General features: G+C 44.1%; 16 protein-coding genes. 6 read left to right on the forward strand and 10 right to left on the reverse strand.

Translation table 11 applies throughout. The annotated features are described in order from the left end of the window. The first annotated feature begins 53 nt into the window (after positions 1 to 53). A complete protein-coding gene (locus AC3E9V_RS03180; RefSeq protein WP_488751740.1) occupies positions 54 to 1088 on the forward strand; it encodes a sensor histidine kinase in 1035 nt (344 codons plus the stop codon). 4 nt (positions 1089 to 1092) lie between these two features. Continuing rightward, positions 1093 to 1839: a LytR/AlgR family response regulator transcription factor gene (locus AC3E9V_RS03185; RefSeq protein ID WP_488751741.1), complete on the forward strand. Its 747-nt coding sequence runs from the start codon at positions 1093 to 1095 to the stop codon at positions 1837 to 1839. Positions 1840 to 1976: 137 nt separating this feature from the next. On the opposite strand, the gene AC3E9V_RS03190 is transcribed toward AC3E9V_RS03185, so the two are convergent. From AC3E9V_RS03190 to AC3E9V_RS03210, 5 genes are all read right to left on the reverse strand, one after another. After that, the gene (locus AC3E9V_RS03190; protein ID WP_488751742.1) at positions 1977 to 2657 is read right to left on the reverse strand and encodes a porin family protein; all 681 of its coding nucleotides are present in this window, start codon (positions 2655 to 2657) and stop codon (positions 1977 to 1979) included. A gap of 26 nt (positions 2658 to 2683) precedes the next feature. Beyond that, entirely contained in the window at positions 2684 to 3352 is a 669-nt protein-coding gene (locus AC3E9V_RS03195; protein WP_488751743.1) for a YiaD family glycine zipper/OmpA-like lipoprotein, read from the reverse strand. Between the two features lie 328 nt (positions 3353 to 3680). Continuing rightward, positions 3681 to 4739, reverse strand: coding sequence for an NAD(P)H-dependent glycerol-3-phosphate dehydrogenase (locus AC3E9V_RS03200; RefSeq protein WP_488751744.1), 1059 nt, complete (start codon positions 4737 to 4739; stop codon positions 3681 to 3683). Continuing rightward, the gene (locus AC3E9V_RS03205; protein WP_488751745.1) at positions 4717 to 6393 is read right to left on the reverse strand and encodes a 1-acyl-sn-glycerol-3-phosphate acyltransferase; all 1677 of its coding nucleotides are present in this window, start codon (positions 6391 to 6393) and stop codon (positions 4717 to 4719) included. Before AC3E9V_RS03205 ends, AC3E9V_RS03200 begins: the two co-directional genes overlap by 23 nt. Positions 6394 to 6462: 69 nt before the next feature. Further along, entirely contained in the window at positions 6463 to 7359 is an 897-nt protein-coding gene (locus tag AC3E9V_RS03210) for a PhzF family phenazine biosynthesis protein (RefSeq protein ID WP_488751746.1), read from the reverse strand. A gap of 134 nt (positions 7360 to 7493) precedes the next feature. Here AC3E9V_RS03210 and AC3E9V_RS03215 point away from each other — a divergent pair, with 134 nt between their 5' ends. Then, on the forward strand, positions 7494 to 8468 hold the full coding sequence (locus AC3E9V_RS03215; RefSeq protein ID WP_488751747.1) for a polyprenyl synthetase family protein: 975 nt from the start codon (positions 7494 to 7496) through the stop codon (positions 8466 to 8468). Positions 8469 to 8667: 199 nt separating this feature from the next. After that, complete coding sequence (locus AC3E9V_RS03220; protein ID WP_488751748.1) at positions 8668 to 9096, forward strand: FKBP-type peptidyl-prolyl cis-trans isomerase; 429 nt, start codon at positions 8668 to 8670, stop codon at positions 9094 to 9096. Positions 9097 to 9223: 127 nt separating this feature from the next. Here the strand turns inward: AC3E9V_RS03220 and AC3E9V_RS03225 are convergent, their stop codons facing one another. Then, positions 9224 to 11908 (reverse strand): beta strand repeat-containing protein, encoded by a 2685-nt coding sequence (locus AC3E9V_RS03225; RefSeq protein WP_488751749.1) that lies wholly within the window; start codon positions 11906 to 11908, stop codon positions 9224 to 9226. Positions 11909 to 12194: 286 nt separating this feature from the next. Between AC3E9V_RS03225 and AC3E9V_RS03230 the strand changes: the two genes are divergently transcribed. Together AC3E9V_RS03230 and AC3E9V_RS03235 are read left to right on the forward strand one after the other, a co-directional pair. Further along, on the forward strand, positions 12195 to 12506 hold the full coding sequence (locus AC3E9V_RS03230; RefSeq protein WP_488751750.1) for a rhodanese-like domain-containing protein: 312 nt from the start codon (positions 12195 to 12197) through the stop codon (positions 12504 to 12506). Between the two features lie 182 nt (positions 12507 to 12688). Beyond that, a complete protein-coding gene (locus AC3E9V_RS03235; RefSeq protein ID WP_488751751.1) occupies positions 12689 to 13093 on the forward strand; it encodes a hypothetical protein in 405 nt (134 codons plus the stop codon). Positions 13094 to 13098: 5 nt separating this feature from the next. Here AC3E9V_RS03235 and AC3E9V_RS03240 read toward each other — a convergent pair whose 3' ends face one another. The 4 genes from AC3E9V_RS03240 to AC3E9V_RS03255 all read right to left on the reverse strand — a co-directional run bounded on the left by AC3E9V_RS03240 (position 13099) and on the right by AC3E9V_RS03255 (position 16345). After that, entirely contained in the window at positions 13099 to 13572 is a 474-nt protein-coding gene (locus tag AC3E9V_RS03240) for an MgtC/SapB family protein (RefSeq protein WP_488751752.1), read from the reverse strand. A 23-nt stretch (positions 13573 to 13595) separates the two neighbouring features. Continuing rightward, entirely contained in the window at positions 13596 to 14108 is a 513-nt protein-coding gene (locus AC3E9V_RS03245; RefSeq protein WP_488751753.1) for an O-acetyl-ADP-ribose deacetylase, read from the reverse strand. 321 nt (positions 14109 to 14429) lie between these two features. Further along, entirely contained in the window at positions 14430 to 15674 is a 1245-nt protein-coding gene (locus AC3E9V_RS03250; RefSeq protein WP_488751754.1) for an exo-alpha-sialidase, read from the reverse strand. Further along, positions 15662 to 16345, reverse strand: a complete 684-nt coding sequence (locus AC3E9V_RS03255) for an NUDIX hydrolase (RefSeq protein WP_488751755.1) — start codon at positions 16343 to 16345, stop codon at positions 15662 to 15664. Before AC3E9V_RS03255 ends, AC3E9V_RS03250 begins: the two co-directional genes overlap by 13 nt. Between the last annotated feature and the right edge of the window lie 94 nt (positions 16346 to 16439).

Genomic DNA, 16439 nt, shown 5'->3' on the forward strand with positions numbered 1-16439 from the left:
TCAGGACAAATGGAAATTACTGAAGTCCAATATCCGGTAACTGAAGTCTAACAATGAGCAACTCGACCCACCTGAAGAAAATAGATGATCGGCTGATCCGGTGGATTGGAATACCGTCTTTTGGTATACTGATACCTAATTTCACCGGGCTGTTTGGACCACTGGGACCCGGAGAGATGCTTTATTGGTTTGGGTATATCTATTTCATTTTTATTGCCTGGTGTGTCTGGCATGGAAACCGCTGGTTGCTTTTTAAACAGCGTGAGAATATGGACTGGTTTAGCAATCCGGTGAGAAAGCTGATCATGCTCGTGGCTGCCAATGTGTTCTACACAGCGCCGCTGACAGTAGGGTTGATCTATGGATGGTATCGAATTGCCAATTTTGGTCATGCAGATTGGGAGGTGATCCAGTTAGTGACCTTGGCTAATGTAATCTGCGTGATCTTTGTAACGCATGCCTATGAAACTGTTTTTCTGATCAAAGAGCGGCAGAGTGATCTTTTGAATTTTGAGCAGTTGGAAAGAGCAAAGATCGAGTCGGAGTTGGAGCTTCTGAAAAGTCAGCTGGATCCGCATTTTATGTTTAATTCACTAAATACACTTTCTTATTTGATCGAGCATGACCAGTCAAAGGCTTTATTATTCAATGAAAGCTTATCGGATGTCTATCGGTACATTTTGATGAATAAGCAGAAGGAGCTCGTGACACTTAAAGATGAGATAGATTTTGTAAATAGTTATTTTGCGCTGATACAGATCCGGTTTGGCTTAGGTGTAAACTTAAATGTCACTGTTTCAGAGAAGGATGAAAGCAGGTTGCTGGCGCCCATTTCATTACAGTTGCTGCTGGAAAACGCCGTGAAGCACAACGAATTTGATGAGGAAAAGCCATTGAAGATTGATATCAGTTGCGCGAATGATTGGGTGGAAGTTTCTAATAATCTTCAATTAAAACCTGCCAGGATCTCCGCCAAAATAGGTTTGAGAAACCTGAAAGAACGCTATAAGCTTTTGACAGGGAAAGAGGTAGTTGTTGAACAGTCTGATGGTTTTTTCACCGTAAAGCTTCCTTGTTTCACAGCCTGATAAAATGATGAAGATTGCGATCATAGAAGATGAAATACCTGCGAAGAAACATTTGATCTCGCTGATCAGCAAGCTGAGGTCTGATGTGGAGGTGGTTTTTGAAGCGCAACATGTGAAGGGAGCTATTGAAGCATTTGAGAAGGAGCCTGCACTTGATTTGATTTTTATGGATATCCAGCTCAATGACGGACTTTCTTTTGAGATCTTTGATTACATTGATGTAACCACTCCCATCATCTTCACCACGGCATTTGATCAGTACATGCTGGATGCCTTTCAGCAGAATGGGATCGATTATTTACTCAAACCGATAAAGCTTTCGGACTTAAAAGGGGCTTTGGAAAAATTTGAGCGGTTGGGGAGCCATTTTTCAAACGCACAGGTAAAGGAGTTTGCCCAAAAGCTGGAGAAGCAACAAATCAGTCGTATTCTTGTCAAGAAAGGCATTCATTATAAGTCAGTGCCGGTTGAGGATATAGCGTATTTTTTCTCAGAGCAGAAGGTAACTTTCCTGGTGGATCAAGCAGGCAATCGCTTTGTGGCTGATTTGCCGCTTTCAGAGTTAGAGGCTGGTCTGGATCAGTTCTTTCGTCTAAACCGGAAATTTCTTGCTGCTATTTCAGCTATTGATCAATTTAAAAGCATCGGCCAGGGTAAGCTCCAGGTAGATCTCCATCCGAAAGCAGCAGAAGAGGTGGTGGTGAGTCAGGACAAGGCAGGAGATTTTAAGGACTGGATGGGAGGAAGATAAATTGAATCAGGAACATCGCCTCTTCACACCGGGGGGTCATGTAGGAAGATCATTTGTGGAGACACAAACGATGGCAAAAAAAGCCCTCTCCACCTTGTGGTACAGGGCTTGTCATAAGAACCTATGAGGGAAATCTTTTAGTTAAACCGGTAACCTAGTGAAAGACCGAATCCGGTATTTTTCAGACTGGTCTCGTTGTTGGTGGTTCTTTTGTCGTTGGGGTTGATTTCCACCAGTCCCAGCTGTGTATTCATTTGAAAGAATAAACCACCAGCCAGTTCATATCCAAAGAAAAGATTTGCTCCAATGTCCAAAGGCCGGAAATAGTGGGTCAGTGCGGGATCCCCTTCATTTACCTCATTGGTAAATTCAATGTCATCGGTCACTTCCCCTGATCCGGAAGTATAAGTGGCTTTTCCACTTAGCGCGTAACCCACATATGGACCAAAACCCAGCATGATGTAACCATCACCAAGTTGACTTTTGTACACAAAGTTCAAGGGCAACTCGAGATAGGAAAGATTGTAGGTGGAGGTTACTGAACTGTTCACACTTTTGGCTCCCTTGGTACTGTATAACAGACCTGGTTGGAAATAGAACTCCGGCGCTAGGGGTATCTGGATATTAAGGCCTGCATGAAACCCCACCAGTATATCACTTTCCAGCTTGTCGCCGTTGAAGTCCGTTCCGTTGATAGCCTGGAAATTGACACCACCCAAAATGGCCACTTTGGTCTTTTCTGAGCCAGTACTTTGTGCGAGGGCCACTGATGTAACACACATCATGGCCAATAGCGTAGAAAATAGTTTTACTTTCATTGTTTTGTTTTTTTTGGTGGTAGGAATCAATTGGAAGCTTCCCTGGCAGCATCAGCCTTCATTTTTTCATTTGCAGTGATGAGGAACTCTACCCTGCGGTTTTGGTTACGGCTGCTGGCGGAGCTGTTATCGTATTTGGGCGCTCTTTCGCCAAATCCTTTGATGTTCACACGACCGGAGGCAATATTCTGGTTGATTAAATAGGCGGATACTGTACTGGCACGTCTCTCGGACAAGCCCTGATTGTAGTATTCAGATCCCTTGCTATCGGTATGGCCCTGTACTTCTATGTCAGTGTCAGGATAGAGGTTGAGTACCTTCACCAGTTTGTCCAGAGAAACTTTTGATTCTGAAGAAAGGGTAGATTGGTCAAATCCGAAGAGCACATCGCTACTAAATTCTACAATGATCCCTTCCCCAACCCTTTCCACCTTGGCGTCAGGGACTGTTTTCTCCAATTCAGCTGCCTGCTTGTCCATTTTATGACCAATCAAGGCACCAGCTCCTCCACCTACCGTAGCACCGATGATGGCTCCCAGGGCAGTATTGCCTGATGCCCTGCCAATGACGGCACCCATTGCTCCTCCGCTAACGGCACCAACCGCAGCTCCTTTTTGGGTTTTATTCGCTGCACAGCCCGAGAACAGAAAGGCCACGCAAACAAAGAAGATGATCTTATTGCTTAAATTTTTCATAGCTATTTATTGATGATGCTAAAAGCGAATTCTTAATCAAGTATTTCAAGGAATTATTAAATTCCGGTGAGAAATGTTTCATTTCCGCATACAAATGTAGAGGGACTGTTGCCGCGATGAGTTACACAACTTCAAATAAGAGTTACACATTTCACTCCTATAAGAAAGAAGGGGAAACCCCATTAGAGCGGCCCGCCTTTCGGTGTGTCCAAACCGAATTTTCAGAATCGTTTGTGAGGACACAAACGATGGCAGAGAATCGAAATGTGAGAGTACAATGGAAGGTGAAATCCGCCCAGGTCAGATAACCTGATTTGCCAGGCAGGTATTAAATGAAATCAATTTCGGCTCGGAAAGGAAATTTCATCAGGTACTTATGGGCCTCATCTACCGTCATTTCTTTGTGTATGATTCGGTAAAGGGTTTCGGTGATCGGGCAGCGTACTTTGTAGGTTCTGGACAGTTCATTGATAATATCGATAGTCTTTACTCCCTCTGCTACTTCTTCCATAGAAGCAATGATCTCATCAATTCCTTCTCCCTTAGCCAGCCTGGATCCTACTGTATAGTTTCTGCTCAGGCTACTGGCACTGGTTGCTATCAGGTCGCCTACACCTGCTAACCCAAGAAATGCCTGGGCGTTTCCTCCGAGTGTTTTTCCAATATGCACCATTTCTACCAATCCACGGCTTACAAAAAGCGCCCTGGCATTTTCACCTAACCCAAGACCGGCAATGGTTCCCGCACCAACAGCGATGATGTTTTTCAGAATACCACAAAGTTCAATGCCTATTAGATCATTACTGCCATAGATCAGGAACCGGTCGTTTTTCAGAAGCCCCTGACCTACCCTTATTACTTCATCAAAGTGGCTGGCTACTACGGTGGCAGCCGGCTTTTTCTGACTGATCTCATGAGCAAGGTTAGGTCCCGCCAGGCATCCCACTCTTACCACAGAGCTCTCTTCGAGGATAACCTCACTCATGGTGCGGACGTGCTCACGTGAAAGTGGATTTTGGCTATTGATTTTATCCGGGTTGGGAACATTCAGGTCAAATCCCTTAGTCCCGTGGATTAATATGTGATAGGGCTTGAGAAAGGGGCTTAACTCCTTCATCATGGACCTGAAGTTAGCAGAAGGGACTACTGGAAAAATCACATCACAATTACCTCCTACAGCGTCCAGGTCATTGGTCACAACAATATTATCATGGAGCTTGTGTCCGGCACTGGCTCTGCTGTTTTCTATCTCTTTGGCTCTTTCCGGAGTGCGCGCATAGAGGAGCACCTGATGGTTGTTTTCAGCCAGGATGTTGGCCACTGCAGTGCCGAAGCTTCCAGCCCCGATTACGCCAACAGACTTTTTAGATGTGCTTTTCGAGACCATAACCTTCCATTCTGTTGTGATAGTAATACAAAGTATTCATGTCCTGAATGACGATCTTATCCTTCCTTTTGATAAGTGGTCTTCTGGCGTGGTACATGCCCACATTTTCAAGTCCCAGCTCTATGGCCTGGTCTGCCTTGTCCTCCATATGCCTGGCAATACCTACTTTGCCTTTCTTATGAAGTTTAAGTACTCGCTTTCTTAGTTTCTTGAACGCTTTTTTGAAGTCCTGGTAGTCGATCTCCAGGTCCTCATCCGGTAGCCTGAGGAGGTTATACAGATCGAGTTTCTGATTTTTGCGTTCCATTACCTTAAACGCAGTATACGCCACCAGGTGGCTTGCAAATACCCGGTTGTATTTGTGATATTCTTCAACAATTCTTTTCGCCAGGATCCGTACGTATTCCTGTTCCCGCTGGTGGTCTACCGTAATTTTCCCTTCACTTATAAAGTAATCCTTTGGGTCAATGATCTTTCCGGTGGCGTCCAGGCTGTTTCCTTCGTTATCTACGTAGTTCCCCAGAATATCCATACCTCTGCCAATACTTACGGAGATATCTGAGCCTTTGGTGAAAAACTTCAATAAGAATGTAGCGATCTTATAGGAGGTGGTATATTCATCAGCTTCCTTATAATACCTCTCCTGACCGGTCCTTTTCAGATGCTCGTTGATAAGCGCCGGAGCTTCCAGCGTAAAATGATAATTGATCACTACGGGAACAATAAAGATTTTCCCGGCCGGTTTATCCGGTGTTTCTTTCTGATAAGAAATGCGTTGCGCCTCTATCGAAGTGCTTAACAGCCCAAGCTTCAGCGCTTTTTCGATCTGTCCTGATCTGGAGCGTGTCCCTCCGGGGAAGAACAGGGAGTGGCAGCCTCTTCTCAGCGCCAGGCTGCTGTAAGTTTTTAGCGCTTCCAGGTAAACGGGGTTTTTCTTTCTTCGGTCTACTTTGTAAGCTCCCAGGCTGTTCATAAAATAGGCGAAGATCTTCAGGTTGAAGAGGTTAAGTCCTGCGCCGTAGATGAATGCAGGTAAGCCAAGGAACTGTATCACCCAGCCGATCAGGATGGAGTCCAGATTGCTGAAGTGTGTAGGCACCATCACGACCGTGCCACGTTTGGCTAACTCACGAATATGGTCTGGTTCGCCCACAATGTGGATCTTGTCATCCAGGTCCAGCTGGCGGCTGAACATGGATGTAAACCCCTTCACCCTTGCGGCATTCAGAAGTCGCGCAAAGCCAAAGGTGACAAACCGGCGGGCAAACTGATAAGAGTTTTTTTTGAAATTACCGGCTATCTCGTTGGCATATCGCTGAACAATTTCGAGTAGCAGGCCCTCTTCGATTTTTTTGGCTTCTTCAGGAGGCAGCGGTGCGCTCTCTGCTAATCTGTGCTGAATACCCTTCCAGAAATCTTTTTCATCCTTTGGGTCCACCCTCCAGGGATTTGCTTTTATTCGGAGCTTTTCCCGATACACCGTCATTTCAAGCTCTTCCCGTAAAGACCTTCCCCGCGTAATTTTTTTCAGGTTATCAAAAGCTTCTCTTGCTACTTCTTCAACGAATGCTTTGCGGTCTTTTGATAGCTGAACAATAGGCCATTGCTGGGTTCTTGGGATGATTTCAGAATATCTTACTTTGTTTCTCCTCATGCAAGGGCATTTCTGTTGTTAAGAAAGATAATGGTTATCCTTTTATGCCCGCAAGTTAGGATTTTCTGCTCATTCAAAGTCTAAAAAAAGAGTTCCTTTGCCAATGAAAACGCTTTTACCACCTACTTTCACTCGAGTGATTTCACCGTTTTTATCTTTGTCTACATCCAGAAAAAGCTGACTTGGTCTGCCCATTTCGTAACCCTGCAAACTTTTGACCGGGGTGGTAATAATGCCGTGCCTGTTTAAGTAGCAGATCAGCGGGGCATTGGCCGAGCCTGTAGCGGGGTCTTCCAGTATTCCGGCCTGCGGGGCAAACATCCTGCCCTGCACATCCCCATCCACTACTTCATTTTTCGTAAATACATATATGAACGCGTCATGTACGGTTTCTTTTATTTCTTCCCATACATCCATACGAAAACGTATTTGTTTCAAGCAATCCGTGGATTTTACCGGGATGATCAAAATATTATTCCCGCAAGAAACTTCCTGGATCGGATAATCCTCAATATCATCTGCTTCCAGTGAAAGCAGTCGGGCAGCCTCAGCCCGGAGGTTGTGAATGGGTCCAAACTTTGGTAAGGGATGAAACATGGTGGCCATTTGAGGCAGGTTGTTTTCATAGATCATTTCCACCTCGATCAAACCAATCTCCTGTTTCAACTGAATCGTGGAAATGCTGTTGGTTGCATGGTTGAGTTCTCTGGACAGGTAGTAGGCGGTACCTACGGTGGGATGGCCGGCAGTAGGCAATTCCCGACCCGGGGTGAATATACGCATGCTGTAGCAGGGTTCTTTTCCTGGTGGAAACAGGAAAACCGTTTCCGAAAGGTTGAGCTCTCTGGCGATGGTTTGAAAGAGTGATGGGTCTATAAATCGAGCATCAGGGAAGATGGCAAGTTGGTTACCTCCGTATTTTTTTTCGGTAAATACGTCAAGCAGATAATAAGTAGCATGATTCATGGGCTGTTCTTGAAATCCTGGTCGTGGAAATTAGCCAAATCTAAAAAACACTTTGTATTTGACAAAAAATTGTATTCTGTCTAACATGTTTGGAAAGCGGTAAGGAGGTGTTAATATTGCATTCAATTCAATTCATGCCACTCAAACTGAACGATATACAAGCCCCTGTTGCGCAGGAAATGGAGGAATTTGAGAAGAAATTCCGAAAAAGTATGCGCAGTAACGTGATGCTGCTGGATAAGATCACCAGCTATATCGTAAGGCGAAAGGGGAAGCAAATGAGACCTTTGTTTGTCTTTTTGAGTGCCGGAGCTACGGGGCAGATCAATGAATCTACCTATCGGGGAGCCTCACTGATCGAGCTGTTGCATACTGCTACACTGGTTCATGATGACGTAGTGGATGATTCTCATTATCGCAGGGGGTTCTTTTCCATTAATGCCCTTTGGAAAAATAAAATCGCTGTTCTGGTCGGTGACTTTTTGCTTTCGCGGGGGCTCTTGCTTTCATTGAATCACGATGATTTTGACCTGCTCAAAATTGTGTCCAATGCCGTAAAGGAAATGAGCGAAGGTGAGCTTTTACAAATGGAGAAAGCCCGGAAGCTGGATATCACGGAAGAGGTTTATTATGAAATTATCCGCCAAAAAACCGCTAGTCTCATTACGGCATGTTGCAGGGTGGGCGCTTCTTCTGTAGGGGCAAGTGCAGAGGTTATAGACAAGATGACTCAGTTTGGAGAAAATGTAGGCATGGCTTTTCAGATCAAGGATGACCTGTTTGATTATGGTACATTTGAAATAGGTAAGCCTACAGGCATTGACATCAAAGAGAAGAAGATGACCCTGCCATTGATCTATGCACTCAATCAGGTGGGTAGGTCTGAGAAGAAACGCATAAAACGAATGATCAGGAAAAGCGCTGATGAGCCTAAGCTGGTAAGCGAGGTAATTGATTTCGTAAAGGCATCGGGAGGAATTAAATATGCCACTGAGGTCATGGAGAGTTACCATCAAAAAGCCAATCAACTTCTATCAGAGCTTCCCGAATCCATTTACAGGACTTCCTTAGAGCAGTTGGTACAGTTTACCATTGATCGTACGAAGTAAACCTGTTATTCTCCTTTCTTAAATCCAATCTACTTGAAAATCAGGCATAAAAGTCATGATTAGGTTTCATTCCCTCAGGCAATTGTTAACTTTGCGGTATTATAATCGAAAATCGATTTTGTCAGGTTAGCCAAACATTAGTTCAAAATTGGCATTTTCAGATCTGGCTCACCTTAATTAGTACCAAACAAATAAGATTATGAGTAAAGCAAAAGTGAATGATACAGTAAAGGTTCACTATACTGGTAAACTCACCAATGGTCAGGTATTCGACTCTTCTGTGGAGCGAGACCCTCTACAATTTACCGTTGGTGGCGGGCAGATGATCAAAGGCTTTGATGAGGCAGTAAACGGAATGGAGCTTAACGAGAAGAAGACTGTAACGATTCCTTCGACTGAAGCGTATGGAGACCGAAACGAAGAACTTATTCAAAAGGTGGATAAGGCTCAGCTTCCTGAAGATATGAAACCCGAGGTTGGTCAGACACTGGTTGCAACTAATGAGCAAGGCCAGCAAACGCATGTACTTGTAGCTGAGGTGGGAGACGATCACATCAAAATAGATGCGAACCACCCGCTGGCAGGCAAGGACCTGGTATTTGAGATTGAGCTTGTGGAGATAGCTTAGGAAATATTCAATATCGAAGAGAAGAAAAACCCCACCTTGATGATGATTCAGGGTGGGTTTCTTATGTAGATAAAACAAAACCCCGACAGAATCTGCCGGGGTTTTTAATTGTGTTCAAAGCTTTACTTTAGTCACGCCTTCCGGTTCCGTAGAAGATATCAATGACCCGGGTAATGCCCGTCTTAGCCTCATAGCTTGCATCATTGATTCCAAAGAAGAACTGGGTTGTACTTGGGGTGTTACCTCCAATATAGTCTTCACCACCATTATCTACGGTTACTCCGGTGATCTGCCCATTGGTTACCGTCAGAGTAGCTGCAAAGCCGGTACCTCTGCCAGCATTCAATACGATATTTGTATTAGCAGGGTAGTTGTCACCAATAGATGTCATAGTGATGGCGGTGATTGCACCATCTGTTACCTCTACTTCAGCTGTAGCAGGGTTTGCCACAACAGAGCCATCGGTAGGGTCATATGATTCTCCCGGATCAACGATCACCACCATAGGCGCGGAATAGTTTGTTCCCGGATCTTCGAGTAGAATGCTGGTCACCTGACCATTATTGATTACAGCAGTAGCTACAGCTCCTGAGCCAATACCGTTGTTATCGTAGATTTCAACTCTTGGAGCTCCCACGTACCCGCTACCAGGCAGGTCTACATTCACTTCAGTGATGGTTACAGGTTCAATAGTTGCATCCGCAGTAGCTCCTGAGCCGGATACAATACTGATTGTCAATGGAAGTTGTGAGGCATAATAACCTGACCCAATATTGGTAACGTCGATACCTACTAGTCTACCCTCAGAATCCAAGACAGCATCTCCTGTCGCCTGGGCGGAACCAGGACCTTTATAAGCAGGTTCTGGGAAAACTATTACAGGGGCAGTTGAGTAGTACAAACCATCAACTTGCTGGTTACCGGAGTTTGTTATTTGGAAATCCTCAATGGACTCTCCTTCATATTGAGCAGTAGCAGTAGCTCCTGAACCAACTGCAACCAGATCGAAGGTTGATGGTGTAGTTAGTTCATAACCTGAACCACCATTGACGGCAGCTATGGATGTTACTTGCCCATTACTCACTGTTATATTGAAGGTTGCTCCGGTACCACCACCAGCTACCAAAACAGCATTAGGAACATCAGTATAAAATTCACCATTATTGGTAATAGTTATTCCTGTAATTGCGCCGGTTCCATCAACAGCTGTTACTTCAGCTTGAGCGCCAATTCCTGAAGTTATATATACATTCGGTGCAGCACCAAGGTCGGATCCTTCATTTGTGATTGATACACTAGAAACAGTTCCATTGGAGTTAATATTAGCTGTTGCCGTAGGAGCATCTGCAAGAGAGGCTAAATAGGCAGCTACAGTGGCTGAATCCAAAGCTCCATCTGAGAATACTACATTAGGAGCTGAAGCATATCCGCTTCCACTGTTTTGTAAAGTAACTGATGCTACGCCACCATTTGTGCTATTTGCGTCAAGAGCAGTTACCTCCGCAGCTGCTCCACCACCTTCGGTTATAGTGACTGTAGGCGCAGTAGTATAACCAGATCCTGCTTCTACAATAGTGATTGCATTTACGCGACCATTTGCGTCAATAGTTGCGGTGGCAGTAGCTTGTGTTCCGCCTGCCGGAGGAGGTGCGATGTGAACACGAGGGGTTCCGTTAAATCCGGAACCGGAGGTTTCAAGATCAATATCTATGATGCTTCCATTTCCTTCGGTATCAAGACTGGCAGTAGCCCCACCCCCTGCTGCAAACGAAACAGTGGCAGCATTAAGCACCGTAGGGATGGCTGTGTAGCCCAATTCAGGACCATAAGCAGTTCTTTCAGCTTCTGTAGTTACCTCTCCTGTAACTTCCACAAACGCCACCTGGTCAAATAGGAAATCGGAATATTCAAATTTGTAAGGCAGTCCGCTATCGTTGCCTGCACCAGCCAATGTGAACGTGTAATCCCCATTGGCATCGGTAGCTGCTGTGAAAACAGGATCATATCCAAAACTCAGGATATAGTCTGTGAAAATGGTTTTGTTTCTGTTCAGGATAAATTCGTCCTGGAACGTTCCATCTTCTACATCAATGGCAGCAGTGATGATGGTTCCTTCAGGAACTATTTCAGGGTCATTGTTTGTGAGATCGGTTTCAGCAAAAGCACGCCCGGTTAGCGTGGCAGCTTTTTCTCCGGCAGTAGCGAAAATAGCTACATCGTGACCTATACTTCCGGTTTTAACGAAGTTCCAATACTGAATTTCGGTCAGATTACCATTACCCTCATAGAGCGCCTCACTAGGGTCGATCAACGTTTCAAATGAGAATTGCAGAGTAGTGTAATCTGTAGCGCTTACTGTAACATTCACAATACCACGGCCAATGTTATTAAAAGAGGCCATTCCATCAGTTGTGGATACGGAGCGAACTTCACCAAACTGGGAAAGGCTGACGGTCACTTCCGTGTCGAAGGCCGCAGCTTCATCTGTTCTGGTTCCACCATCGTCACTAAACACCGCAGTGGAGCTTCCGTCATATACTAAAATGGTGTAGGTAAAAGGTAGGTTGTTGGCCCCCGTTACTAACGCCAATGAGTCTACTCGCCTCAATGAATCGGTATACCGTTTGTATTCTAGTTCGTTCATGGCAAGGATAAATTCCAGGGAGTCTCTGTAGCTAAGGATACTGTTGGAATCCAGCGCATCCTCAAGGTCTTCTACTCGATCTGTAAGCTTGGTAATATCATCATCTTTATTACAAGACAATAGAAATACCACGATCACTAATGGGATTAAAGCGGTAATTTTTTTCATTTTTAAAAGATTTTTTGATTTGCACAGCTAATATACTGAGACCCTGGCTATTTCTTTATATCCAAATCAGGGTAATTGTGTGGGCAGTGCTTTTTGAAGCACTGAAGCCCGGTTTTATTTTGTGAAAAGAGGTATAAGTCCCTTTCTATCAATCCGTTGTAATGAATTATTAGACTTCAAAGAACCCACGGAGAAAGAGGGAAAATATAGAAAAGTGGAATGTAACAATTGTCACAAATCGGGCGAGCTATCACACTTACTTTTGCTGAAAAGAAAAATGAACTATATGGGGATTTTACAAACGTTATTGGGCCTGGGATCAAAAAAGTCAGAGCTAAAGAGATTTCTTTCAGAGGGTGCAGTAGTGATCGATGTTCGTACTCAGGGAGAGTATAGAAGTGGTCATGTGTCAGGATCTAAAAACATACCACTGCAGCAGCTTGGCACGAGAATGTCGGAGATTAAAAGACTCCAAAAACCAGTGATCCTGTGTTGTGCGTCAGGAATGCGGAGCGCCCAGGCTACAAGGATACTGAAATCTGAAGGGGTTAACTGTATAAATGGAGGTGGGTGGACTCAGGTGGATGGGCTATCCTGATTCGAAAAACCGGGTTTGACACGAGTTAGATCCGGATTGGGTTAACCCTGACAAAAATGCTTTTTGGAGGCATTTTTCGTCAATTATTCATTTTTTAATGAATAACCTGGGTTAAATCCGCTTTTTTGTCAGTTTTCAAACCAAATGTGATAACAGTGTGTCCTAAGAAAAACACACCACAAATGAAACGCCTGAAATTACTCCCTTTAGTATTATTACTGGTTGCTTGTTATGGATCAGAAGTGGACTGGCCGGATGAGATGGAGTTGGTCACTAATATACCAGTAGTTGCAAACGTACAGAATACTTTTTCTTATGTAGTTGTGGCAGACCAAATGGACGAAGAATTGCTGACTCAACTTAACTTTGATACCACAGCGCTGGTACTTTCTATTACGCTGGTCAATAAATCAAAAGGTTCGTTTGCTGTGGAAATTTATGAGAATGACTCTACTGTGGGCTATCAGCGCACGTTGAATACCAGTATGGTCGTAAGTGAATTCCCCCGGTTTAATCCTTCTGAAATTCGTTTGATCATGCAGGATTTTACCGGATCGGTCGAACTCGCATTGACCACCGAAAACTAGTTTAGTCAATCTTTTATGGAGGTGAATTTCCTGGCCATCAGGTTTATTACCCTATTGATAATCAGGATAAAGACTGTAAGTAGGACTGCAAGCAAATAGAGCTTTGAGGCTACACAAACCCCAATGCCACTTGAGTACAGTAAAGTAGCTGCAGTAGTCAAACCGGTAATCGACCGGCTATCCTGCGATTTAATAATAGTACCGGCGCCAATAAAGCTTACGCCTACTACTATGGCCTGAAGGACACGGATAGGGTCTGTGTTAACAATGTCCATTGAGCTGTGTCCTCCGATAAACTCAATGAGGGGCTGAATCAGTGAAACGGTAAGGCATGTGAAGCCCCCGACAATCATGTTGGTACGTACACCTGCTGCCTTTTGGGCTTTTTCTCGCTCTATCCCCACAAGCATGGTAAGAACAGAGGCAATAAGTACATCCAGAAATATGTAAAATTCGGTTTTATCAAAGTACTCCATCATGATTTAAATAGGTGGTTCAGGATTCATATTTGTAGATCTGCATAAACTTTTTTCATCGTTTCATAATCAGATTTCGAGAACATTACAAAGATCACTCTTTCCGGTAATTGATGATTCCGGCCAAAATTCATCACAGTTTTCACGGCAATTTTACAGGCCCTTTCCAGGGGAAAACGATAAACTCCGGTACTTATTGACGGGAAGGCAATGGATTTGATTTCATTTTCCGGAGCTAGCTGCATTGAGTTATGGTAGCAGGATTTTAAAAGATCATCCTCTCCTTGGGCATTGTTATTCCAAACGGGCCCTACGGTATGAATTACATAATTTGCCGGCAGCTTAAACCCGGGAGTGATTTTAGCTTTCCCTGTGTCACAGCCATTCAGCTCTTTACAGGCCTCCAGAAGTTCCGGTCCGGCAGCCCGATGAATGGCGCCATCTACCCCGCCGCCTCCCAATAGAGACTTATTTGCTGCATTTACAATAGCATCTACTTCAAGCTTTGTGATATCTCCCTGTATGATCTCAATTTCCATTTCTCAAGATTTTTACTTTCCTGAAGAAGTTAAGGATTTCAGCAGAAAACAAAACCTCCATGAAAAAAAATCACAAACAGGCACGATCCATTTACAGGACCTGGTGTTTTTATTAGAAATTTTCTTTAGAGTGTGCTTTTAGCTGTTTGTTTGAAAACTGGAGGTTTTATTCTGGTAAAGTACAAACACTGCATGTTTAACGAATATCCACTCATTTCGGTTTTCAAGGGAAAAAAGGGTGCCGGAAATTCTGACACCCTTTGACTTTTAAACTTTGACAAAAAGTGGATTAAGGTTGATAAAATCCACTTATGTGATGAATTACAGGTTAAGTTTTGCTTTGGCTAAGTGGATTTTTTGATCACCCTGGTCGCTCCAGGCAAAGAATACCTCGTTGTTATAAATTTCCATTTGCGGGAATCCACTGCTTCGGGAGCTGCTTGTTTCTGAAATAATTAACGGCGCTTGCATGGACCCATTTATATGAACCAGTCGGGCTTTGATGTATGTGGAGTCTTCATTTTGGCTTAGCCAGCTAACCATAGCTCGCTTGTTGTCTACCAAAACGATATCTACACGTCCCAGTGGTTGTTTGTCGTCAACGATTATCGGAGGCTGAAAAGTTTCACCACCGTCCGTGGAGAAAGTTACTTTTACTTCGGGCAGGTTTTTAGAAGCTGAGTACCAGGCCAAGGCCAGGGTATTTTTTCTTGCAGCTACACGAGGGCCATTTACAGGACATCCGGCGATTTTCCAGTTGTCAGCGTAAATTGTTTTTGGTTCTGTCCATTTTCCATTGACCTTACGGACAATGGCCATATCCCGAATTTCCAGGGCTGACCGATCTCTGTAAACTATAACCGGTCCGTTTTTGGTCATAGCGCCTGAAGTCTGACAACAGTCACAAACCCTGTCATCCAGTTGAAGCTCTTCAGTGACCGTTCCATTTTCATCCACTACTCCGGTTCGCAAAGTCATCGCTCCATGATGCTCTCCGTGATCACCTCCGGTATTTCGGCCATCGAGCCAGGCTACCTGAAACGTATTGTCACCTAAAGGGATCATGCTGACAAATCCATGCTCTGTGGGTGTGTTATCCTGGTGGGGGACAAATGGTTTGCCCCAGCTTTCGGATACATTGCTTTCAATGATCAGATTTACATCATATGAATAAGTTCCTTCGGCATTTTTAGCCAGAAAATGTGCCAATTGCTTTCCGGACGAGCCCACACTGATCATGGGGTAATCGGCCCAATTTACAAACCAGTCAGTGCCTTGAGTAATTTTTTCAGGCTTACTCCAGCTCTCATCAGTCCACTGAGCAGATAAGAGCTTTGCAGTATCCTGATGGGTTTCTACCCAGGAGAGATATAAGTTGTCATCATTTCCGACAACTAAATAGGGCAAGCTGCTCATTGAGTCTGTTGGTGAGGTTATTTCACCAACCTGCATTTTTTCCTCTCCTTGTTTTTGCTGCTGGCATGAATAAATTGCTGTCAGACCAATGATCAAGAATTTGAAGAGAAAATGGTTAGCGTTAAGGGTGTTTTTGCTCAATACATCCATTTGAGAGAGTTTGAAAATCCGCTGGGATCAAACCTATACAGAAATGCCCCCTTTTTTGAGGTGGACTTATCTTTTTTATCCGTTTTGGTGATAATTCCGCTGCTTAAAAAGCGTTTTCTGAAATTTCGGTCATCCAGGGATGTTTGATAGAGCTCTTCATAAACCTTGAGTAGCTGAGGAATCGTAAAGAGATCGGGTAATAGTTCAAAGACCAACGGGCTCAGCTGTATCTCTTTTCTCATCTTCTCCAGGCCATCCCGCACCATATCATTGTGGTCTAAAACCAGATCCGGGATCTCATCAAGTTTGAACCACTTGGCATGGTACCGATCATAGGGGACCTCTACCTTTTGGTCCAGCTTCACGATGCTCCAATATGCCATAGAGATCACCCGATCGCCGATATCACGGTCCACATTTCCATAGCACTTTAGCTGCTGAAGAAAAATATCGTCTATGCCGGTCAGCTCATAGAGAACTCTTTTTGCGGCACGGTTCACATCTTCGTCTTCCTTCACAAAACTTCCGATCAGTGACCATTCACCTTTTAACGGATCTACTTTTCGCTGAAATAGTAGGAGCTTTAGCGATTGATCATTGGTGTCAAAGCCAAAGATCACACAGTCCACAGCAACTAACAGCTTTTCTGCTTTATAAGGGTGAGTGTACATCAAGATCTAAAAAAATGTTGTGATCGCGCCCCAAGATAGTAAAAATAGACGTTTTACAACGGACAACGTCTAATTTAACAATAGGGTAAAAATA

This window comes from Marinoscillum sp. HNIBRBA16962, from assembly GCF_057801515.1.